The 22,572-nt window shown below is 59.8% G+C and carries 20 protein-coding genes; 10 read left to right on the top strand and 10 right to left on the bottom strand.

Features of this window, described 5'->3' with window-relative positions; all coding sequences use genetic code 11:
• Positions 1-19: 19 nt before the first annotated feature.
• From GTP46_RS25245 to GTP46_RS25260, 4 genes are all read left to right on the top strand, one after another.
• On the top strand, positions 20-1,888 hold the full coding sequence (locus GTP46_RS25245) for a propionate--CoA ligase (RefSeq protein WP_161009388.1): 1,869 nt from the start codon (positions 20-22) through the stop codon (positions 1,886-1,888).
• 66 nt (positions 1,889-1,954) lie between these two features.
• Positions 1,955-2,263, top strand: a complete 309-nt coding sequence (locus GTP46_RS25250) for a DUF485 domain-containing protein (RefSeq protein ID WP_161009389.1) — start codon at positions 1,955-1,957, stop codon at positions 2,261-2,263.
• A complete protein-coding gene (locus tag GTP46_RS25255; protein ID WP_161009390.1) occupies positions 2,260-3,924 on the top strand; it encodes a cation acetate symporter in 1,665 nt (554 codons plus the stop codon). Before GTP46_RS25250 ends, GTP46_RS25255 begins: the two co-directional genes overlap by 4 nt.
• Before the next feature lie 116 nt (positions 3,925-4,040).
• A complete protein-coding gene (locus GTP46_RS25260) occupies positions 4,041-7,298 on the top strand; it encodes a bifunctional diguanylate cyclase/phosphodiesterase (protein ID WP_161009391.1) in 3,258 nt (1,085 codons plus the stop codon).
• Here GTP46_RS25260 and xth read toward each other — a convergent pair whose 3' ends face one another.
• Positions 7,299-8,063: an exodeoxyribonuclease III gene (gene xth, locus GTP46_RS25265; RefSeq protein WP_161009392.1), complete on the bottom strand. Its 765-nt coding sequence runs from the start codon at positions 8,061-8,063 to the stop codon at positions 7,299-7,301.
• A gap of 395 nt (positions 8,064-8,458) precedes the next feature.
• Between xth and GTP46_RS25270 the strand changes: the two genes are divergently transcribed.
• Positions 8,459-8,869, top strand: a complete 411-nt coding sequence (locus tag GTP46_RS25270) for a phiTE_015 family protein (protein ID WP_161009393.1) — start codon at positions 8,459-8,461, stop codon at positions 8,867-8,869.
• Between the two features lie 87 nt (positions 8,870-8,956).
• On the top strand, positions 8,957-9,400 hold the full coding sequence (locus GTP46_RS25275; protein ID WP_229259093.1) for a hypothetical protein: 444 nt from the start codon (positions 8,957-8,959) through the stop codon (positions 9,398-9,400).
• A 1-nt stretch (position 9,401) separates the two neighbouring features.
• Here the strand turns inward: GTP46_RS25275 and GTP46_RS25280 are convergent, their stop codons facing one another.
• Entirely contained in the window at positions 9,402-10,895 is a 1,494-nt protein-coding gene (locus GTP46_RS25280; protein WP_161009394.1) for a leucyl aminopeptidase, read from the bottom strand.
• A 116-nt stretch (positions 10,896-11,011) separates the two neighbouring features.
• Between GTP46_RS25280 and lptF the strand changes: the two genes are divergently transcribed.
• The 4 genes from lptF to GTP46_RS25300 are packed head-to-tail and all read left to right on the top strand — an operon-like array spanning position 11,012 to position 14,915.
• On the top strand, positions 11,012-12,112 hold the full coding sequence (lptF, locus tag GTP46_RS25285; protein ID WP_229259094.1) for an LPS export ABC transporter permease LptF: 1,101 nt from the start codon (positions 11,012-11,014) through the stop codon (positions 12,110-12,112).
• A complete protein-coding gene (gene lptG, locus GTP46_RS25290; protein WP_161009396.1) occupies positions 12,112-13,281 on the top strand; it encodes an LPS export ABC transporter permease LptG in 1,170 nt (389 codons plus the stop codon). The genes lptF and lptG overlap by 1 nt, the downstream gene beginning before the upstream one ends.
• Positions 13,282-13,671, top strand: a complete 390-nt coding sequence (locus tag GTP46_RS25295; protein ID WP_161009397.1) for a sirohydrochlorin chelatase — start codon at positions 13,282-13,284, stop codon at positions 13,669-13,671.
• An 8-nt stretch (positions 13,672-13,679) separates the two neighbouring features.
• Entirely contained in the window at positions 13,680-14,915 is a 1,236-nt protein-coding gene (locus GTP46_RS25300; RefSeq protein WP_161009398.1) for a DUF2252 domain-containing protein, read from the top strand.
• A 3-nt stretch (positions 14,916-14,918) separates the two neighbouring features.
• Here GTP46_RS25300 and GTP46_RS25305 read toward each other — a convergent pair whose 3' ends face one another.
• From GTP46_RS25305 to GTP46_RS25340, 8 genes are all read right to left on the bottom strand, one after another.
• Positions 14,919-15,686 carry a glutaminyl-peptide cyclotransferase gene (locus GTP46_RS25305; protein WP_161009399.1) on the bottom strand — a complete coding sequence of 256 codons (768 nt, stop codon included), beginning with the start codon at positions 15,684-15,686 and terminating at the stop codon, positions 14,919-14,921.
• Positions 15,686-16,387, bottom strand: coding sequence for a hypothetical protein (locus GTP46_RS25310; protein ID WP_161009400.1), 702 nt, complete (start codon positions 16,385-16,387; stop codon positions 15,686-15,688). Before GTP46_RS25310 ends, GTP46_RS25305 begins: the two co-directional genes overlap by 1 nt.
• Before the next feature lie 80 nt (positions 16,388-16,467).
• The gene (gene cobA, locus GTP46_RS25315) at positions 16,468-17,187 is read right to left on the bottom strand and encodes a uroporphyrinogen-III C-methyltransferase (protein ID WP_161009401.1); all 720 of its coding nucleotides are present in this window, start codon (positions 17,185-17,187) and stop codon (positions 16,468-16,470) included.
• Between the two features lie 19 nt (positions 17,188-17,206).
• Positions 17,207-18,499, bottom strand: a complete 1,293-nt coding sequence (locus tag GTP46_RS25320) for a sulfate adenylyltransferase subunit 1 (RefSeq protein ID WP_161009402.1) — start codon at positions 18,497-18,499, stop codon at positions 17,207-17,209.
• Positions 18,499-19,428: a sulfate adenylyltransferase subunit CysD gene (gene cysD, locus GTP46_RS25325; protein WP_161009403.1), complete on the bottom strand. Its 930-nt coding sequence runs from the start codon at positions 19,426-19,428 to the stop codon at positions 18,499-18,501. The genes GTP46_RS25320 and cysD overlap by 1 nt, the downstream gene beginning before the upstream one ends.
• A 6-nt stretch (positions 19,429-19,434) precedes the next feature.
• Positions 19,435-20,145, bottom strand: a complete 711-nt coding sequence (locus tag GTP46_RS25330) for a phosphoadenylyl-sulfate reductase (protein WP_161009404.1) — start codon at positions 20,143-20,145, stop codon at positions 19,435-19,437.
• Positions 20,146-20,156: 11 nt separating this feature from the next.
• Positions 20,157-20,762 carry a DUF934 domain-containing protein gene (locus tag GTP46_RS25335; RefSeq protein ID WP_161009405.1) on the bottom strand — a complete coding sequence of 202 codons (606 nt, stop codon included), beginning with the start codon at positions 20,760-20,762 and terminating at the stop codon, positions 20,157-20,159.
• Positions 20,749-22,443, bottom strand: coding sequence for a nitrite/sulfite reductase (locus GTP46_RS25340; RefSeq protein WP_161009406.1), 1,695 nt, complete (start codon positions 22,441-22,443; stop codon positions 20,749-20,751). Before GTP46_RS25340 ends, GTP46_RS25335 begins: the two co-directional genes overlap by 14 nt.
• Positions 22,444-22,572: the final 129 nt, after the last annotated feature.

A 22,572-nucleotide genomic window follows, 5' to 3' on the forward strand; every position in this document is an offset into this window, starting at 1 on the left:
CAAATACATTGGAGGAGACATGAGGTACGCTGATTTTTATCAGCGCTCTGTCGTCACGCTTGAACAATTCTGGCATGACGAAGCTGCGCTCATCGATTGGAAAACGCCGTTCACGCAGGTGCTGGATTACGCCAGCCCGCCGTTCGCCCGCTGGTTCGTGGACGGACGGACCAACTTGTGTCACAACGCGGTGGACCGCTGGTGTACAACGCAAGGTGACCAGCCCGCGCTGATCGCCATCTCCACCGAAACCAATACGGAGCGCAGCTACTCCTTCAATGAGCTCCGCGCGGAAGTCCAGCGCTTTGCCGCGATGATGCAATCGCTGGGCGTGCGCAAGGGCGACCGCGTGCTGATTTACATGCCGATGATCGCCGAAGCGGCATTCGCCATGCTGGCCTGTGCGCGCATCGGTGCGGTGCACTCGGTGGTGTTCGGCGGCTTTGCCGCCAACAGTTTGGCGAGCCGGATTGATGACGCCAAGCCGGTGCTGATCGTGTCTGCTGATGCTGGTTCGCGCAACGGCAAGGCGATTCCCTACAAGCCGCTGCTGGATGAAGCGATTGCACTGTCGTCGGCCAAACCGGCGCGCGTGCTGCTGGTGGATCGCGGCCTGGCGCCGATGGAGCGCGTGGCGGGGCGCGATGTCGATTACGCCGCGCTGCGTGCCTCGCATCTGGCCGCGCAGGTTCCGGTCGAATGGCTGGAATCGAACGAGCCTTCCTACATCCTCTACACCTCCGGCACCACCGGCAAGCCGAAAGGCGTACAGCGTGATGTTGGCGGCTACGCGGTGGCGCTGGCGGCGTCGATGAAGTACAACTTCTGCAGCCGCGCCGGCGAGACATTTTTTGCTACTTCCGATATCGGCTGGGTGGTGGGGCACTCGTACATCGTCTACGGCCCGCTGATTGCCGGCATGGCGACCATCATGTATGAAGGTCTGCCGATCTGTCCCGATCCCGGTGTCTGGTGGAGCATCGTCGAGAAGCACAAGGTCACACGCATGTTCTCTGCGCCGACGGCGATCCGCGTGCTGCGCAAGCAAGACCCGGAGTTCATGCGCAAGTACGACAAGTCCTCGTTGAAGGCGCTATACCTCGCTGGCGAACCGCTTGACGAAACCACTTCCGGCTGGATCGCCGGAGAGCTCGGCGTGCCGATCATCGACAACTACTGGCAGACCGAAACCGGCTGGCCAATACTCTCCATTGCCAAGGGCATTGAAGATGCGCCGACGAAGCTGGGTAGCCCCGGCGTAGCGATGTACGGCTACAAGGTCCAACTGGTTAATGAATCCACCGGCGCTGAGTGCAGCGCTAATGAAAAAGGCGTGGTGATGATCGAAGGCCCGCTGCCACCGGGCTGTATGCAAACCGTGTACGGCGATGACCAGCGTTTCGTCGACACTTACTGGACCGAGTCAAACGGCAAGATGCTGTACTCGACTTTCGACTGGGGCGTGCGCGATGCGGACGGCTACTACTTTATCCTCGGTCGTACCGATGATGTGATCAACGTCGCCGGTCATCGGCTCGGCACGCGCGAGATCGAGGAGTCCATCACCAGTCATCCCAACGTTTCCGAGGTTGCGGTGGTGGGTGTGGAGGATAAGATTAAAGGGCAGGTGGCAGTGGCGTTTGCGATTCTTAAAGATGCCAACACTGCGACCAGTGAGCAGGATGTGATGGCGGTGGTGGACCGCCAGCTCGGTGCAGTAGCGCGGCCTGCGCGCGTGTACTTCGTCACGCAATTGCCGAAGACGCGTTCGGGCAAGCTACTGCGCCGCTCCATTCAGGCGATCTGCGAAGGCCGCAATCCCGGCGATCTCACATCGATTGAAGATCCATCATCGTTGCAGCAGATCGAGCGAGTGCTGCAAAAATAGCTGTGCGTGTAAGCGAGCGGTAAGTCTCCGGCTTTAATCTTGTATTACTAAAAAAAGGAGACACACATGCACGACGACCTCGTACAGAAAATCAAGCGCGATCCCAACTATCACGAGTTGGTCAAATCGCGCTCCCGCTTCGGCTGGACGCTCACCGCGCTCATGATGGTGGTGTATTACGGCTACATCCTGCTGATCGCGTTCGACAAAGAATTCCTCGCCAAGAAAACCGGTGACGGCGTGATGACCTGGGGCATGCCGATAGGCCTGTTCGTTATCCTCTTCACGGTGCTGGTCACCGGCGTGTACGTCCGCCGTGCCAACAAGCGCTACGACGAACTGACCCAAGCAATCCACGACAAGGTGCAAGCATGAGCGCCGTTAAACGCAATGCTGCAGCGTTGATGATGCTGGCCGCCAGCGGCGCGACTTTCGCAGCCGGTGCTGATCTCGGCCAGGCCGACAAGCAGCCTACCAACTGGACCGCGATCATCATGTTCGCGGCATTCGTGATCTTTACGCTGTTCGTCACCAAATGGGCCGCAGCCAAGACGCGTTCCGCAGCGGACTTCTACACCGCTGGCGGCGGCATCACTGGCTTCCAGAATGGTCTCGCGATCGCGGGCGACTTCATGTCCGCCGCATCCTTCCTCGGCATCTCCGCATCGGTATTTTTGAACGGTTACGATGGCCTGATCTACGCCATCGGCTTCCTGGTCGGCTGGCCGATCATCACTTTCCTGATGGCGGAACGCTTGCGTAACCTCGGCCGTTTCACCTTCGCCGACGTCGCGGCCTACCGCTTCAAGCAAGAACCTATCCGCATCTTCTCCGCTTCCGGCACGCTGGTGGTGGTGGCGTTCTACCTGATCGCGCAGATGGTTGGCGCAGGCCAGCTGATCAAACTGCTGTTCGGTCTTGAATACTGGATCGCGGTGGTGCTGGTTGGTACGCTGATGATGATCTACGTGCTGTTCGGCGGCATGACCGCCACCACCTGGGTGCAGATCATCAAAGCTGTGATGCTGCTGGGTGGCGCGAGCTTCATGGCGTTTGCCGTGCTGGCGCAGTTCCACTTCAGCCCTGAAGCGCTGTTTGCCAAATCGGTGGAACTGCATGCGAAGAAGGACGCCATTATGGGCCCGGGCACCTTCATTAAAGATCCGGTGTCGGCGATCTCGTTCGGTATGGCGCTGATGTTCGGCACCGCCGGCCTGCCGCACATCCTGATGCGCTTCTTCACCGTGCCTAGCGCGAAGGAAGCACGCAAGTCGGTGTTCTGGGCGACCACCTGGATCGCATACTTCTACATCCTGACCTTCATCATCGGCTTTGGCGCCATCGTTTTGGTGAGCACCAATCCGGAGTTCAAGGACGCAGCGGGCAAGCTCCTGGGCGGTAACAACATGGCGGCGGTGCACTTGGCCAAAGCGGTTGGCGGCAACGTGTTCCTCGGCTTTATTTCGGCTGTGGCTTTTGCCACCATCCTCGCCGTGGTTGCAGGCCTGACCTTGTCCGGCGCATCGGCCGTGTCGCACGACTTGTACGCCACCGTCATCAAGAAGGGCAAGCCAGCTGCCGGCAGCGAACTGAAAGTGTCGAAGGTCACCACCATCATTCTCGGCATCGTTGCAGTGGTGCTGGGCATCGTGTTCGAGAAGCAGAACATCGCCTTCATGGTGTCGCTGGCGTTTGCGATTGCGGCGTCGGCCAACTTCCCGGTGCTGTTCATGTCCGTGCTGTGGAAGGACTGCACCACGCGCGGCGCCACCATCGGCGGCTTCGTTGGCCTGATTACCGCCGTTGGTTTGACGCTGGTATCGAAGTCGGTTTGGGTGGACGTGCTGGGTCACGCGGATGCGCTATTCCCGTATGCCTCGCCGGCCATCTTCTCGATGCCATTAGCCTTCGTTTGCATCTGGATCTTCTCGCTGCTGGACAAGAGCGCCCGCGCGAGCATCGACCGCGCTGGCTATGAAGCGCAGGAGATGCGTTCTGAAACCGGCATCGGCGCAGCAGGAGCCACTGCTCACTGATGAAAAAACGCTAAGTGATACGATGATGCCCGGTTCTCCGGGCATTGTCGTTTTTAGAGCGGGCGACACATGCTTTCATAGCGGACGCGGATAATGTGGTTTATCATCTGCCAACTATGCTGCCTAGGTATCGTGTGTCAACCACTCCAGATTTTGTAGCCGACGCGCTTGCGCTGATCGGCGTGCCTGCTTGCGCATGCAGCGCGGACGGGATTGTGCTGGCCGCGAATCCTGAATTGACCGATTTGCTGGGCGCAGATCCCTGCGGCCGTCCGGTAGGCGACCTGTTTGCGCGGCACGTGCGCGCCGCCAGCCTGGCCAGTTTGCACGACGCGGAGCGCTGGGACAGTTGCCTGACCTGCCACGATGGCCAATACGTTTCGGTGCAAGCCTGGTCCAAGCCGTTGCCGCCGACCGCCGAAATCGACGGCGTCACCATCGTCTTCCACGACATCACCGAAGTCCAGCGCGATCAGCGCGCGCTGCGCAAAACGCTGCTTGAGCAGCAGGCTATTCTTGAAAATGCAGCAGTTGGTATTTTGTTCAGCAAGGATGGCGTAATCATCGAATGTAATATCCGCTGTGCCGAGATGCTGGGCTACAGCCGCCATGAGCTGGAAGGCGCGCCTAGCGTCATCGTTTATCCGAGCGAAGCGGAGTTCATCAAGCTGGGACAGGAAGCCGGGCCGCAGCTGTCGCAAGGCCTCTCTTATACCACCGAGATGCAGGTGCGGCGCAAGGATGGTTCGCTGTTCTGGGCGCGCTTGTTTGGCCGCGCCATCGATCCGATGCACACTGCCGACGGCAATATGTGGATCATGGAGGACATCAACGAGCACCGGCTGGACGAGGAAAAACTGCGCCGCATGCTGCTGGAGCAGAAGGCGATTCTCGATAACGCCTCGGTCGGTATCCTGTTCACCAAGGCGCAGCTGATGTTGAGCTGTAATCCGCGCATGGCGGAGATGTTCGGCTACGCGCAAGGCGAGATGGAAGGGCAGCCGTCGGTGGTGCTGTTCCAGTCGCAGCAGCATTACGAGGACTTCGGCAAGGAGGCCGGACCTTCGCTCAGTGCCGGCCAACCGTTCGAAAAGGACGCCTACGAATTCAAACGCAAGGACGGCAGCTTGTTCTGGTGCCGCGTGCGTGCGCGTGCGGTGGACGACCAGCATCGTGGCGGCGGCACCATCTGGATTCTTGAAGATGTAACGCACTCGCTGCAAACGCAGATGGAGGTCGAGGCCATCATGACCAACGCCTCGATGAGCATCCTGTTCACCAAGAACCGCGTCATCACGCGCTACAACCGTGGCTTCGCCGAGATGTTCCGCTACACCGATGATTCGGGCCTTGGCCTGCCGGGCCGCGCGCTGTACCCATCTCAGGAAGCCTACGACCGTTTGGGCGGCGAGGCTTATCCTTTCCTCTCGATCGGCAAACCATTCCAGACCGAGATCGAAATGCGCCGCGCCGACGACACCATTTTGTGGGCGCAGTTGATCGGCTACGTGGTCAATCCCGACGACCCGACCGCAGGCACCATCTGGGTCATTGAAGACCGCACCGAACAAAAACGCGCCGAGGAAGCGCTGCGCAATGCGCTGCTGGAGAACCAGGCGATACTCGATAGCGCGGTGCTGGGCATCTCGGTGGTGGAGAACGGCCGCAACCTGCGCTGCAACCGCAAGATGGAAGAACTGTTCGGCTACGCGCCGGGCGAGATGAATCACCTGAGCGTGCAGGCCTTCTACGCCGACAAGGTGGCGTGGGAGGAGGCGCGCTCTGAAACCATTCGCGACTTCCGCGCCGGGCATGTCAACGTCTCCGAGTATGAGCTGGTGCGCAAGGACGGCACTACCTTCTGGGCGCGGTTGTCCGGCCGTCCCTTCGATCTGGCGCAGAACAGCGGGCGTTCGGTATGGCTGGTGGATGACATCACCACGCGGCGCGAAGCGGCGGAAGCCGTGGCCCGCGCGCGCGATGAGCTGGAACTGCGGGTGCAGGAACGCACGGCGGAACTGGCCGGCGCCAACGCCCAGCTGCAAGGCGAGATAGTCGAGCGCCGCCAGGCCGAGGCGCGCGTGCACCACATGGCGTACCACGACAGCCTGACCGGCTTGCCGAATCGCGCGCTATTGTCGGACCGTCTTGACCGCGCCATGCTGGCCGCGCAGCGCACCGAACGCAAACTGGCGGTGATGTTCATTGACCTTGACCGCTTCAAGACCATCAACGATTCGCTCGGTCACATGACCGGCGACCAGTTGCTGAAAGAAGTAGCCAGCCGCTTGTGCCGCGCGGTGCGCGCCAGCGATACCGTGGCCCGCTTGGGCGGCGACGAATTCGTGGTGCTGGTGCCGGGCATCCGCACGGCGGAAGAGGCTAGCCAGGTGGCCGAGAAAATTATCGAAGCCTTGTCGGAGAGCTTCCCGCTGGAAGGCCGCAACCTTCACATCACGCCATCGATCGGCATCAGCGTTTACCCGGACGATGGCGCCGATGTGGAGTCGCTGATGCGCAACGCTGACGGCGCGATGTACCACGCTAAAGCCAGCGGGCGTAATAACTACCAGTTCTTCAAGGAGGCGATGAACCAGACGGCGGCGCGCCACTTTGAACTGGAGTCCAGTCTGCGCGGCGCGCTGGCGGCGGACGAATTTGAGTTGCACTTCCAGCCCATCATGGACATTGGCACGCGCCGCTTGCATGCGATGGAAGTGCTGCTGCGCTGGCGGCGCGGCGGCGTGGAGCTGGTGCAGCCGGACCAGTTCATCCCCATCATCGAAGAAAACGGCATGATCGTTAGTATTGGCGAGTGGGTGATACGGCAGGCCTGCAAGCAAATCATGCTGTGGCAAAGCCAGGGCATGACGCCGGTGCCGCTGGCGGTTAATCTGTCGCCGCGCCAGTTCATGCATCGGGGGCTGGTGGAATCGATCCGCGACATCCTCGATGAAACCGGCATTGATCCGGCGCTGATCGAATTCGAGATCACGGAAACGGCGCTGATGGAGCACGGCGAACAGACGCTGGAAATCCTGGGCCACATCAATGCCATGGGTATCCGCTTGTCGATTGACGATTTCGGCACCGGTTATTCATCGCTGGCTTATTTGAAGCGCTTCCCGGTCAAGAAGATTAAGATCGACCGCGCCTTTATCAAGGATCTGGAAGAGAGTGCGGAAGACCGGGCCATCGTGGCGGCGATCATCGCGCTGTCGGACAGCTTGCAGCTGTCGGTGGTGGCGGAGGGCGTGGAGACGGAAGGGCAGTACGCCCTGCTGCAGCGCGACGGCTGCCAGTACGCGCAGGGCTATTTGTTCTCGCAGCCGGTGCCGCATGCGACGGCCCAATTGCTGCTGCCGCGCTGCTGATTAATCCAGCGTGGCGACCACCGGTGCGTGGTCGGACGGCTGTTCCCATTTGCGCGGCACGCGGTCGATGATGCATGCGCTGCAGCGCTTCACCAGTGCCGCCGACAGCAAGATGTGATCGATGCGCAGGCCTTTGTTCAGGCGGAAGCCCAGCGCGCGGTAGTCCCACCAGCTGAAGGTTTTTTCCGGATGTTCGAACAGGCGGAAGGAATCGGTCAGGCCGATTTCCAGCAGGCGGTTGAGCGCCGCGCGTTCCTTGTCCGACACCAGGATCTGGCCTTCCCATGCGGCCGGGTCGTGCACGTCGCGGTCTTCCGGTGCGATGTTGTAATCGCCCACTACCGCCAGTTGCGGGTGCTGCGCCGCTTCTTCCTTGATCCAGTCGTGGAAAGCGGACAGCCAGGCCAGCTTGTATTCGTACTTGTCGGAGTCCACGCTTTGGCCGTTTGGCACGTAGGCACACACCACACGCACACCGTCGATGGTGGCCGCCAAAATTCGTTGCTGCGGATCCTCAAACTTTGGGTTGTTTTTGACGATATCCGTCATAGGCAGCTTGGAAATGATGGCAACACCGTTGTAGGTCTTCTGCCCGGTGTAGGCAACATGGTAGCCGGCGGCCTCGATAGCAGCGACTGGAAACTTGTCGTCAGTTAATTTTGTTTCTTGAATGCAGAGCACATCAGTGGGGTTTTCCTCTAGCCACTTCATAACGTGCGGCAGTCTTACGTTCAAAGAGTTAACATTCCAGGTGGCTAATTTCATAAGTGCTTTCATGCAGGGTTCTGTTGACCTGCATCTTACCGCATCCAGATTTAACATATAGGCTTGTCGGCTTGCAAAGTTGTATGAAAAAACATGAAAAAGCCCTTCGCGCGCGCGCCCGGAGGCCCTAAAATGTTGCAAATTGTGTGAAATCAAAAAAAAATTGCTAATAGTGTCTCGTTGTTGTCAAAATAGAACCGAAAGGCAAGACAAAGTAACAAATTAGAAATATACTGGTACAAATTAGACGGAAAACTTGTGTTTCTGTTCAGCAACAAAATTAAAGCAAGCGTGTGTATATATTTTTGTTGTGGCAGCGCAATAAATGATACTATACGGAAATAAAGTCGTTTTTACAGTGAATGGCGCCTAGCGCATTTGCAAAGGAATAAAAAATGCGATCTGCATTTGAGGCATGGGCACAGCGCGACGGTCACATTGTTCGACGCCGTGAAGACAAGCCAGACGAGTATCTGGTCTTCGAAACGCAACGCCGCTGGGTCATCTGGCAGGCGGCGCTGGAGCATGGCAAAACGCCGGGCGGCCGCAAAACCGCTGCGCAGAAAGAGGCTGCTGCTGCTGAAAAGCGCGCCGCAGAAGTGCTGCAGCGTCCGCCGGAAATCAATTCTGATGAAGCCGCAGTGCGCAATCAGGTGCTGAACGAAGTGCTGGACGCTTTCTCGACTCTGGGCGGTGAGCGCGGCATGGACGACATCCTGAAAGTGGTGCAGGGCCTGAAGAAGAAGCAGCAAGAGCAGGCCGAAACGCCCGTTGCTGCCAAAACGCCGGATCGCCACAACGCGTAAAGTGCAACGCTTTACGCCGCTTCATTAAGCAAATAAAACCGCCGGCGGGCTGGTACACTGGGCTGACTCCATTTTCAGAGACAGACCATGTATCTCCGTCCCGCCGTCGCGGTAATTGCGCTAGTGGCCACTTTGGCCGGCTGCGCATCCCTGACTGAATCCAAAGAACAAAACGTGCTGGTGCAAACCGTGCTCGATCACCGCGAGATCGCCGGTGTCGGCTGCGTGCTGTATAACGACGTGGGCAAATGGTTTGTGACGACGCCGGCGCGCATCACGCTGCGCAAGAGCGCGGGGCCGCTGCGCATCGATTGCCAGAAGGCGGGCAAGGGCTGGGCGTATGAGAAGGTCGAGTCCAAGGCGGACGGTAACCTGTGGGGGAACCTGGCGCTAACGGCCGGTGTGGGACTATTCGTGGATCAGAACACGGGTGCAGGATACGATTATCCGGCCACGCTGACGGTGGTAATGCACCCGGCCCAGGAAAAAGAAGAAGGGCCAGCGCCGGCAGCCGGCGTGACCCTTTTCTAAATTACGAGCGGTTGATGAGGAAGTTCGACAGCAGCGGGACCGGACGGCCGGTCGCGCCTTTTGCGCCGCCCGACTTCCATGCGGTGCCGGCGATATCCAAATGCGCCCAGGTGTACTTGCGGGTGAAGTTTTCCAGGAACGCAGCCGCGGTGCACGACGCGCCGCCCGGAGTGCCGATGTTGGCCAGATCCGCGAAGTTGGACTTCAGCTGTTCGTTGTACTCTTCACCGATCGGCAGGCGCCATGCGGTATCGCTGGCGGTCTGGCCGGCGGCCAGGATTTCTGCGGCCAGCTTGTTATGCGTTTCGTCGTCGCGGGTGAACAGGCCGCTCTTATGGTGGCCCAGCGCCACGATGCAAGCACCGGTCAGGGTCGCGATGTCGATCACGGCGGCCGGGTTGAAGCGCTCGGCGTAGGTCAGCGCGTCGCACAGAACCAGGCGGCCTTCGGCGTCGGTGTTCAGGATCTCGATGGTCAGGCCGTTCATCGAGGTGACGATGTCACCCGGCTTGGTGGCGCGGCCCGATGGCATGTTTTCGCACGCAGCGATAATGCCGATCACGTTCAGCTTCAGGTTCATCTCGCCGATGGCGCGGAAGGTGCCCAGTACCGACGCCGCCCCACCCATATCGTATTTCATCTCGTCCATGCCAGGACCGGCCTTCAGCGAAATGCCGCCGGTGTCGAAGGTGATGCCTTTACCGACCAGCACCACTGGCGCATCCTTGGCTTTACCGCCCATGTGTTTCATGACGATGAATTTCGGCGGCTGCTCGCTGCCGTTGGTCACCGACAGGAAGCTGTTCATCTTGAGCGCTTCCAGCTGCTTGCGGTCCAGTACTTCGACCTCGAACTTGTAATCCTTGCCCAGTTTCTTGGCGACGTTGGCCAAGTGGGTCGGGGTGCAGACGTTGGCCGAGGTGTTACCCAGTTCCTTGGTCAGGTCCATGCCGTTGGCGATAGCTTCGGCTTGGGCCAGCGCCAGCTTGGTGGCGGCAGTATTCGGCACGGCCAGGGCGATTTTCTTCACGCCGGCGACAGCGGGATCCTTCTTGCTCTTTTGGCCATCGGTGCGGAACACCGATTCGTGGGCGCTTTGCACCACACAGCGGATCGCCCAATTCACGTCGCGCTCTTTCACTTCGGTCGCCGGCAGTGCGATAATAGCGTCGCTCGTGCCGAGGGAGGCGAAAGCTTTGAGTACCGCAGCTACGCCGCCGGCAAAGCTTTTCTCGCTGACCGTCTCGTCGCTGCCCAGGCCGACCAGCAGCACGCGTTCAGCGGCGGCGCCTTTCAGGCCGCGCAGCAGCAGGGTGGTACCGGCTTTGCCGGTAATGTCGCCGGACTTCAGCGCAGCGGTGATTTCACCAGCGCCGTCCAGCGCCTTGGCAGCTTGCGACAGCTTTTTGTTTTCGAAGACCGCGACGGCGATGACGCCGGCTTTGGCCGTAGCGATGGTGTTTTTTGTGTCGAATGCTTTTATGCTAAAGTCCATTTGATTCTCCGTGTCGTGTACGTACTTAAAACTTTATGGTCCCGGATAGCTTATATGCGGGCCAAACTACCGAATTATAATCTTCAATGATCTTCCAACGCGCCCTACGACGTGAAATGGCTGCTACAGCCGGCGCTTCCTTCACGGTCCTGTTCAGCATCTGCGTGACCTGGACCCTGATCGCAGTCCTGGGTAAGGCTGCGGGCGGCAAGGTGGCGTCCAGTGACGTGATCGCGCTGATCGTGTTTGCGACGCTGAATTATCTGCCAACTATCCTCATCCTCACCAGCTTTATTTCAGTGCTGATGGTGGTCACGCGGACCTATCGCGATTCCGAGATGGTGGTGTGGTTTGCCTCCGGCCTGTCGCTGACGCGCTGGATCGCGCCGGTGCTGACCTTTGGCCTGCCGATCGTGCTGTTGACCGGCATGCTCAGTTTCGTCGCCACGCCCTGGGCCAAGCAGAAAAGCTCGGAATACGTAGAGCGCTTTGAAAAGCGCGAAGACCTGCAAAAAGTCTCGCCTGGCCAGTTCAAGGAATCGGCATCGGCCAACCGCATCTTCTTCGTCGAAGGCGTGGCGGGTAAGACCGCCGTGGTGCAGAACGTGTTTGTAAATACTGTCGACGAGAAAGGCACCGCCGTCATCGTCGCGCGCGAAGGCGTGATCAACACCGGCCCGAAAGGCGAGCGTTATCTGGTGTTGAAGAACGGCCGCCGCTATCAAGGCATGCCGGGACAGGCGGACTTCCAGACCATGGAGTTCGAAAGCTACAGCATGCGCGTGGCCAGCAAGAACACGGAGCTGGATGGCGAACGCGATACCGACAGCATCCCGACCATGCAACTGCTGCAGGACACCAGCAACGCCGGCCGCGCCGAGCTGCTGTGGCGCGCCGCGTCGCCGCTCACATGCCTGGTGCTGATTTTGCTGGCGATCCCGCTGGGCTTCGTCAATCCGCGCGCTGGCAGTTCGGCCAACCTGATTATCGCGCTGCTGATTTTCTTCAGCTATAACAACTTCGTTAAACTGATCGAGGCCAATGTCCGTCAGGGCAAGGCGGCGTTTGCGGTGTCGTGGTGGCCGTTGCATGTGGTGGCCATGCTGGTGGTGTTTGGCCTGTTTGCGTGGCGCTTGAATCTGAATCACCGTTATCATCCGCTGGCGTTGCTGGCTGCGTTCAAACGCTCGCGCCGGGCGAACAAGAAAGTCTCGTAATGAAAATCCTGCAACGCTATTTCGCAGTCTCGATACTGCAAGCCGTCGCCTTCGTGCTGGTGGCCTTCCTTGCGCTGCAAGCCTTCATGGACCTGACCAGCGAACTGCCGAAAGTCGGCAAGAACGGCTACGCCATCCAGTATGCTTTCCTCTACGTGGCGGTGCAGCTGCCTGGTCACGTGTATGAAGTGATGCCGATTGCAGCGTTGATCGGCACCATCTACACCATGGCGCAGTTTGCGGCGACGTCGGAATTTACCATCATGCGCGCATCCAGCATGTCGACCAAAATGGTGGCGTGGATGCTGGCCAAGATTGGCCTGGTGCTGGTGGTGCTGACCTTTATCGTCGGTGAGCTGGTGGTGCCGCGTACAGCGCCGCTGGCGGAACAAATCAAGCTGACTGCGCGCGGTGCGGCGATTTCGACCGAGTTCCGTTCCGGCTTGTGGACTAAGGATATCGTCAAGTCGGAAGGCATGACCGGCACAGTGACCGGCTCGCGCTTCTTCAACGTGCGCGAAGTGCGGCCGGACGGCACGCTGGTCGATGTGAAGTTGTACGAATTCGATACCAACTTCCGCCTGCGTTCCATCACGCTGGCCAAGACCGGTACCTTCCAGGGCAATAACAAGTGGCAGCTGCAGGATGTGACTGAGAACTTGTTCATCAATCCGCAGTTGGTCAACCCGGACCACGAACTGAATTTGGCGAATAACTTTGGGCAGGAGTCGGGTTCGATCGAGACGCGCCGCAGCGAGACCAAGGATTTGCTGTCCGAGATTACGCCGAAGATTCTGTCGGTGTCGCGCTCCGATCCGGAACGCATGTCGGCCAACGAGCTGGCGGTGTACACGCGTCACCTGCAGGAGAACAAGCAGGAGACCGAGCGCTTCAAGATCGCGTTCTGGAAAAAGCTGTTCGACCCGCTGGCGATTTTTGTGCTGATGGCGTTGGCGCTGCCGTTCGGCTACCTGCACACGCGTAGCGGTGGCGTGAGCTTGAAGATCTTCCTGGGCATTATGCTGGGCGTGAGCTTCCTGCTGGTGAATACGCTGTTCTCGCATCTCGGCATGCTGAGTACCTGGCCGGCGGTCATGACGGCGATTGCGCCGAGTTTATTGTTCATGCTACTGGCGATATGGGCCATGTGGTGGGTGGAGAGGCACTAAATGAGTCATCAACGGGCATTGGTTTTGTTTGCACATGGCGCCCGCGCCGCATCGTGGGCGGCGCCGTTCGAGCGGCTGCGTGACCTCACGCGTGCGCGCGAGCCGCAGGTGCGTGTGGAGCTGGCATTTCTGGAATTGATGTCGCCGCGTTTGCCGGAGCTGGTGGCGGCGCTGACTGCCGATGGTGTCAACGACATCACCGTGGTGCCAGTGTTCTTAGGGCAGGGCGGCCATGTGCTGCGCGACCTGCCGCTGATACTGGACGACCTGCGCGTCGCTTATCCGCAGGCCAGCATCAAAGTGGTGGAGGCGGCCGGTGAAAACGCTGCTGTCCTCAATGCGCTGTCCGACTACTGTGTTGCGGCACTGGAGAGCGCACCCTCAAACTAGGAGCGGCCTTGGCGAAGAAAACTGCACAGCTATATGAGCGCGACGTAGCAGGCCTGGTGGCCGCATTCAATGCCGGCCGCGAGGCCGAACGGGTGACGCAAAAATACCGCCTGATCGCCGACAATCCTTTCGTTTTCCTGCGTGGCACCTGCCACTTGTTTTACCGCGATTTTCCAGTCGATGCCCAATTCAATCAAGCACCGTTAGCGTGGATCTGCGGCGACCTGCATCTGGAAAACCTCGGTGCGTATAAAGGCGATAACCGCCTGTCCTATTTTGACCTCAACGATTTCGACGAAGCCGCGCTGGCGCCGGCCAGCTGGGAGCTAAGCCGCTTTCTGGTGAGTGTACTGGTTGCCGCGGACACGCTGAAGGTGAGCCCGGCCGAAGCGGTCGCCCTGTGCCACTGCTTCCTTGATGCTTACGTTGAGAATCTGGTTGAAGGCAAGGCGCGCTGGGTGGAGCGCGCCACCGCCGACGGTATGGTGCGCGATTTGCTGCGCGACTTGCGCTTGCGCCAGCGTCCCGCTTTCCTCGACCGCCGCACGGACATCCGCAAGGGCAAGCGCAAGCTGCGGATCGATGGCGTCAAGGCGCTGCCGGTCAATGAGGAGGAGCGCGAGAAGGTGAGTAAATTCATGGCTGCATTTGCGGCAGCCCAGCACACACCGGCGTTCTTCCGCGTGCAGGATGTGGCGCGGCGTGTGGCCGGCACCGGCAGCCTGGGGCTGGAACGCTATGCGATCCTGGTGCGCGGGCGCGGTGGGCTTGATGGTAACTTCCTGCTCGACCTGAAAGCATCTCCAGGTTCTGCGCTGGCGCCATATCTGCCGGTGGCGCAGCCCGAGTGGAAGAGTGAGGCCGAACGCGTGGTCGCGGTGCAGAAGCGGATGCAGGCGATTTCGCCGGCCTTCCTGTCGGCGGTGAATATCGGCAGCGATTCCTATGTATTGAGAGAGTTGATGCCGCAGGACGATCGCCTGTCGCTCAATCTCTGGGGCGGCAAACTGCGTCGCCTTGAAAGCGTGATGCGCACGATGGGTGGGATTGTGGCCTGGGCCCATTTGCGTTCTGGCGGCAGGCAGGGCTCGGCCTGCGCTGATGAGTGGATCGCCTATGGCCGCAACGCGGCGCAATGGCGCCCAGCGCTGCTGGAGTATGCGCAAGTGTATCGCGGCCAGGTGGTGGCGGACTGGAAGCAGTACGCCGCGGCCTACCGCGCGGCGCGCAAAGGCAAGGCCTAGCGCTTATTTGCGCGGGACGATCTTCACTTCGTAGATTTTCGGCCAGAGTTTGCCGGTAACGAACAGGCGCTTTTTCTCGGCGTCGTAGGCGATGCCGTTCATGACGTTTTCGCCGTTGAGGCCTTTGCCCGCTTCGGGATAGAGTTTGCCGAAGTCGATCCAGCCAAGGATTTTGCCGGTGGCCTGGTCGATGCGCGCGATCGTATTCGTGTGCCAGATGTTGGCGTAGATTTCGCCTTCCACCACTTCCAGCTCATTCAGTTGGTCGACAGCGATGCCTTCCGCCGTTACTTTGATACGGCGCACTTCCAGGAAGGTTTTCGGATCGAGGAAGCGCAGGGTGGCGGTGCCGTCGCTCATGATCAGTTCTTTGCCGTTCTGCGTCAGGCCCCAGCCTTCGCCGGGATAGGCGAACTGGCTTTTCATTTCAAACGTCTTCAGGTCGAACACGAAGCCGGTCTGCGTTTGCCACGTCAGCCCCACCAGCGTATCGCCCCATACCGTCAGGCCTTCGCCGAAGTACTGCGGCGGGATGTCTTTGCTTTGCAAGACTTTGCCGCTGGCCAGGTCCACTTTGCGGATCGACGATTTGCCGTTCAGGCCCGTGCTCTCGTATAAAACGCCGTCGCGGTACAGCAGGCCTTCGGTGAAGGCCTGCGTGTCGTGCGGGTAGCTGCGCACCACTTTGAAATCGTAGGTGGGCAGTGCGGCCGATGCGACAGCCGGCAGAAAGGCAGAGAGGAGGAGAGCTTGAGCGTAAATCTTGTTCACTATGCAGTCACCGAATTTTGTAGTTCAACCATCGCGTCCAGCGTGGTGCCAGGAGCATCGAGCTCCGCCTGCACGCATGCGCGGGCTTCGGGCGCTTGCACCAGCGAGACGGCTTGCTGGCGCGCGATCGCCGCCGCAGCAGTATCGCCGCAGCCGTTCAGCAAGTCCAGTACCAAAGCCACTTCGGTGGTGTAGTTGAATACGTCGGCCAGCAGTTCTGCCATGCCTTCGGCGGTGAGGACGTTGGTTTTATTTTTTAGTTCATTGAGCTGCATGGCCGCCAGCGAGAGGTGATGCTCGGGATGCGGCAGGTAGCGGCGCGCCAGTTCAAAGTCGCCGCAAGCCATGATCGACGGTAGGGCGGCGCGCGCGTTTTGCTGCGCTTGCGCTTCCGGCAGGCGCTGGAACAGGTGGTAGGTGTTCTGCAAGTCGCCCAGTTTATCGTTGATGACGCGGATGTCGTGGAACAGCTCCGGTGCGGCTGGCAGTTCGGCGCTCAGGCGGTCGCGCAGCGCCACCAGTGCGTGGCGCGCGGGCAGGTATTCTTCCGCAAGCTTGGCCCATGCGGCCAGCACATAGGAAAGGCGCAGCGAAGCAGCATCGGCGGCGTCGAACAGCGCGCTATATTCCTGCAAGGCGGCGTCAAAATGGCCGTCGGCGTGGGTTTGCCAGGCGCTTTCCAGTCTTTGAACAATGTCCATTGCTACCTCGTGTGGTGGGAGTGGACATTCTAGTACGGAAAACGGGAATTCAGGCGCGGAGTTGAGCGGCTATTATCCTGCTAATCCCGTTGATGTTCGCGCTGTTGCATGGCTTGCCCGATCATCACCAGCACTGGGCCGTGCGGCGTGCCGAGACCTTGCGTCAGTTCGGCGATGGTCATGCGCTGGACTTGCTGGTCCGGGCGGCTGACGTTTTCGATCACCACCACCGGCGTATCCGGCGCGTGGCCGTGCGCCAGCAGGCGTTCTGCGGTGGCGATGGCTTCGCGGCCGCCCATGTACTGGATCAGCGTGTCGGTTTCCGGAATGGCGTCGTGGTCCGAGTGTTCCGCTGCGGTGGAGGAGGTGAAGAAGGCCACGCTGCGGGCGATGCCACGCTTGGTCAGCGGCTGTTTGGTGGCGGCGGCTGCGGCCACTGCGGTGGTGATGCCGGGGACGATTTCCACGTCGACGCCCACTTCTTCCAGCGCGCGCAGTTCTTCGTCAGCGCGGCCGAAAATCATCGGGTCGCCGCCCTTGAGGCGTACTACCAGCTTGGCGCGATGGGCTGCATCAACCAGCTGCTGGTTGATGACTTGCTGCGCGACCGAGCGTTGGCCGCTGCGTTTGCCGACGGAGATTTTTTCCGCCTGCGGGCAAAGCTCCAGCATCTCGGGCGTCACCAGCGCATCGTGCAGCACGATGTCGGCTTGCGCCAGCAGGCGCGCGCCACGCAGGGTGATGAGGTCCTGGGCGCCGGGGCCGGCGCCGATCAAATACACTTTTCCGAGAGCTGGCATCTTAGTTAAAGCTGAGTGATTACAGGCGAATCATACCCGCTGCGACAGTCTGGTGGGTCACTTCATCGATCAGGATGAAGGCGCCGGTGGCGCGAATGTCGCTGTAGGCATCAGCCGCCAGTGGCTGTTGCACGCTCAGTTCAACGGCGGCGATGTCGTTCAGTTTCAGGCCTTCGGCGCTGTGGCGCTGCTGGGTGTTAATGTCCAGCAGGGACTCGATGGTTTTTACCTTGGCCGAGGTCTGCTTGGTGCCGTGCTTGATCCAGTACTTGCGGCGCACGTCCAGCGGCTCGTCCGACATCCAGCACACATCGGCTTTCAGCTGCTTGAGCTGCGTGGCTGGCTTGTCAGCACTGGCCAACAGGTCGCCGCGCGAGATGTCGAGGTACTCGTCCAGCAGCAGGGTGACCGACTGGCCTACCACTGCCGACTGGTGCGAACCTTCCAGCGTCAGGATGTCTTTCACAGTCGCACTCTGGCCCGATGGCTGCACCACCAGCTTGTCGCCCACCGATACTTTGCCGGCTTCGATACGGCCCATGTAGCCGCGGAAGTCATTGGCTTCGTGGCCGTTGTGGCGCGCCACCAGCTGTACCGGGAAGCGGAACGGCGCCTCGTGCGATTCGTCGTACACCGACAGCGATTCCAGCAGCTCGATTAGGGTAGGGCCTTGATACCAGCCCAGCTTCTCGCTCTTCTCGACCACATTGTCGCCGGTCAGGGCGGACAGCGGAATCGGCGTGATGTCTTTCAAACCCAGCGACGCAGCAAACTCGCCGTAGGCTTTGACGATGCGGTCATAGATATCCTGGTTGTAGTCCACCAGGTCCATCTTGTTGACGGCCACGATCACGTGCTCGATTTGCAGCAGGTGGGCGATGGTCGAGTGGCGCTTGGTCTGGATCAGCAGATCCACACCGCCATCTTCGCGCAGCTTCACTTTCGATACGTCCACCAGAATGATCACGGCATCGGCGGTCGAAGCGCCGGTCACCATATTGCGGGTGTACTGCTCGTGGCCTGGCGTGTCGGCGATGATGAACTTGCGCTTAGGCGTAGCGAAATAGCGGTAAGCCACGTCGATGGTGATGCCTTGCTCACGTTCGGCTTCCAGGCCGTCGGTCAGCAGCGACAAGTCGACGGCGTCGCCCACGGTGCGTTTGTGCTTGGAGCGCGACATGGCGTCCAGCTGGTCGGCGAAGATGCCTTTGCTGTCGAACAGCAGGCGGCCGATCAGGGTGGACTTGCCGTCGTCGACGGAACCGGCGGTGATGAAGCGCAGCAGGCTTTGTTCGTTAGTATTCGTAGTCATTAGAAGTATCCTGCTTTTTTACGTTTTTCCATCGAAGCTTCGGACGTCTGGTCGTCCATGCGGGTGGCGCCGCGTTCGGTCACTTGCGTGATCGCGGTTTCAGCGATGATCTGCTCCACGGTCGCAGCGTCCGAGGACACAGGGCAGGTGCAGGAGATATCGCCCACGGTACGGAAGCGCACCACCTGGGTTTCGACGGTTTCGCCTTCCCGTGCCGGCGTCAGGTCGGTCAGCGGCACCAGCAGGCCGTTGCGCGGAATGACCTGGCGTTCGTGTGCGAAGTAGATCGGCGGCAGTTCCAGTTTTTCACGGGCGATGTACTGCCACACATCCAGCTCGGTCCAATTCGAGATCGGGAATACGCGCATGTTTTCGCCTGGGTGGACGCGGGTGTTATACAGGTCCCACAGTTCCGGGCGCTGCGACTTTGGATCCCACTGGCCGAATTCATCGCGGAAGGAGAAGATACGCTCTTTGGCGCGGGCCTTCTCTTCATCGCGGCGGGCGCCGCCGATGCAGGCGTCGAAGCCATGTTCGGCGATGGTTTCCAGCAGCGTCACTGCTTGCGCGGCGTTGCGCGAATCGGTCTGCGGATTACGCAGGCGCACGGTGCCTTTCTTGATCGAGTCTTCTACCGAGCCGACGATCAGGCGTTCGCCCAGTTCGGCCACGCGCTTGTCGCGGAAGGTGATGACTTCTGCAAAATTGTGACCAGTATCGACGTGCACCAGCGGGAACGGGAATTTACCCGGACGGAAGGCCTTTTCGGCGATGCGCAGCAGGACGACGGAATCTTTACCGCCCGAGAACAGCAGGGCAGGGTTGCTGCATTCGGCAGCGACTTCGCGCATGATGTGGATCGCTTCCGATTCCAGTGCATCGAGGTGGCGCGAATTCATGTGCGCGTTGTTATCTACTAAAGCGTTCATTTGGACTTAGCCTTTTTTAATGCGTATCAGTTTGCCGTCGACTACGTGCAGGCCGCACTCTTTCGACTCCGGGTTTTCCCACCACCAGCGGCCGGCGCGGACATCTTCGCCTGGCTCGATGGCGCGGGTACACGGTTCGCAGCCGATCGATGGATAGCCTTGATCGTGCAGCGCGTTGTATGGCACGCCGTTTTCACGGATGTAGTTCCAGATGTCTTCCTCGGACCAATCGGCCAGCGGATTAAACTTGGTCATCAGGTGTGCGGCATCGTCTTCTTCCACCATCAGCGAACCACGAGTCGCGGCTTGCGCGCGGCGCTGGCCGGTGACCCAGGCCTTGTTGCCTGACAGGGCGCGGCCCAAAGGTTCGACCTTGCGGATGCGGCAGCATTCCTTGCGCATCTCAACGCTGTCGTAGAAAGCGTTCAGGCCATTCTGCGCAACGTAGGCTTCCACTGCTTCGGCTTGCGGCTTGAACACTGCAATGTCGTAGCCGTAGTGCGCTTTGACTTTATCCAGCATGTCCAGCGTTTCCTTGTGCAGGCGGCCGGTTTCAAGCGAGAAGATGCCGATGTCGTACTGGCCCTTCAAAATCAAATCAGTCAGCACCATGTCTTCCGCCGCCAGCGAGGAGGCGAAGACGGCCGGGGGGAAATCGCTGGCGATGCGGGACAGCGTGGCGCGCGTGTCCGCAATCAGCTTGCTCAGGTCACTCATTGCAACTCCAATCAAATACCGGCGCCGTCGTTGTTGACGCCAGTGCTGACAGCCGCAGTGCGGTTGAAGCGGCGGAACAGCGGGACTTTCTGGTCCACCGAAGCCTGATAGGTTTCGGAGAAATCGGACAGGCCTTTTAGCGCATCGTGAATGTTGCGGTCCGGGCGCGTGGTGTAGGCGTCAAAGCCCACGCGCTGCATCGAGAACAACTGGTCGCGCAGCACGTCGCCGATGGCGCGCAGTTCACCGGTCCAGCCGAGGCGCACGCGCAGGTTGTAGGCGATCGAGTAGCCACGGCCATCGGTGAATTTAGGGAAGTCGACGGCGACCACGGCGAAATTCGACAGGTCTTCTTTCAACGGTTCCGGGCGTTCATCGCTGGCGAACCAGATGCCGATTTCACCGGCGGCGGCGCGTGGCAGCAGGGCGTCGCGCTGGGCGTTCCACACGCCCACCGGCACGATCACTTTGCCCGCAGGGACAGGCAGCGCGGCGATGACGTCGGCTTCCGATTCTGCTGCAGCTTCGCCTTCAACGGCTTCTGGTGCGCGCAGTACGAACCAGCTGTCTTCAACAACTTCGCGGCCCTTGATAATCAAATTCTTAGACATATTCATCCTCTCCAACCAGGCGGCCGCCTTTTTCAGCGATCGGCGTGGCGTACACAAATTCCTTGAACGGGGCGACGCCGATGCGTGCTACGCATTCGGCAAACGACTCGCCCTCAAAACGATCGCGCAGATAAACTTGCAGCAGGCGGTCGATCACTTCCGGCATTTGCAGCGCGGAGAACGATGGGCCGATGATCTTGCCGATGGCGGCCTTGTTGCCTTGGGCGCCGCCGATCGACACTTGATACCATTCGCTGCCGTCTTTATCCACGCCCAGCACGCCGATATTGCCGACGTGGTGGTGGCCGCAGGCGTTGATACAGCCGGAGATATTCAGTTCGATCTCGCCGATGTCGTGCTGGTAGTCGAGGTTATCGAAGCGCTCCGAAATGGCGGCGGCGATCGGGATCGACTTGGCGTTGGCCAGCGAGCAGAAGTCGCCGCCAGGGCAGCAGATCATGTCGGTCAGCAGGCCGATGTTCGGGGTGGCCAGGCCGTGCGCCTTGGCTTCCTGCCACACGGCGAACAACTGCGACTGCTCGACGTCGGCCAGCACCACGTTCTGTTCGTGGGTGACGCGCAGTTCGCCGAAGCTGTAGCGGTCAGCCAGGTCGGCCATGAAGTCCATCTGTTCGGCAGTAGCGTCGCCTGGCGGCACGCCGGTCTTTTTAATCGACAGCACCACGGCAGCGTAGCCTGGCACCTTGTGCGGCTTGACGTTGCGGTTGATCCAGTTGGCGAAGGCCTTGTTGCCGTCTTGCGCGGCGACGACGTCGCTGTCTTCCAGCGTTTTGTAGGCTGGCGGTTCGAAGTAGTCGATCACGCGCTGCATCTCTTCGATGGTCAGGGTTTCAGGACCGTCTTTCAGGTCGACCCATTCTGCTTCCACCTGGCGCGAGAACTCTTCCACGCCAATGGCTTTCAGCAGGATCTTGATACGGGCTTTGTACTTGTTGTCGCGGCGGCCGTACTGGTTATACACGCGCATCACGGCTTCGGTGTAGGTCAGCAGATGCTGCCACGGCAGGAATTCGCGGATCACGCTGCCGATGATAGGCGTACGGCCCATACCACCGCCGGCCATGAATTTGAAGCCGATTTCGCCGGCGTCATTGCGCACCACGGTTAGGCCGATGTCGTGGATGGCGATGGCAGCGCGGTCTTCCACGGCGCCATTGATGGCGACCTTGAATTTACGCGGCAGGGCGATGAATTCCGGGTGGAAGGTCGACCACTGGCGCAGCACTTCAGCGTACGGGCGTGGATCGATGATCTCGTCGGCGGCGACGCCTGCGTACGGATCGGATGTAGTGTTGCGGATGCAGTTGCCCGAGGTCTGGATGGCGTGCATTTCCACCGAGGCCAGGTCGCTCAGGATGTCCGGGGTCTGTTCCAGCTCAATCCAGTTAAACTGGATGTTTTGACGGGTAGTGAAGTGACCATAGCCGCGGTCGTATTTGCGGGCGATATGTGCGAACATACGCATTTGCTTACTTGCTAACAGGCCGTATGGCACGGCAATACGCAGCATGTAGGCGTGACGCTGCATGTACAGGCCGTTCTGCAAGCGCAGCGGCAGGAATTCGGCTTCGGTCAGCTCATCGGACAAGCGGCGGCGTACCTGGTCGCGGTACTGGGCGATGCGCTCGCGGATGATGAGGTGGTCATACTGGTCGTATTGATACATGTATATTCTTCCTGGATAGTCGCTGATTCCCCAAACTAGCGCTAATAGTAATAAACTTCGTCTTTATTCCATACGACTTAGTCTTTATTTGCTTATATAAGGATTGGGCATAAGCATGGACGCTAATAA

It is taken from the genome of Duganella flavida (assembly GCF_009857445.1).
Lineage (GTDB): Bacteria > Pseudomonadota > Gammaproteobacteria > Burkholderiales > Burkholderiaceae_D > Rugamonas > Rugamonas flavida.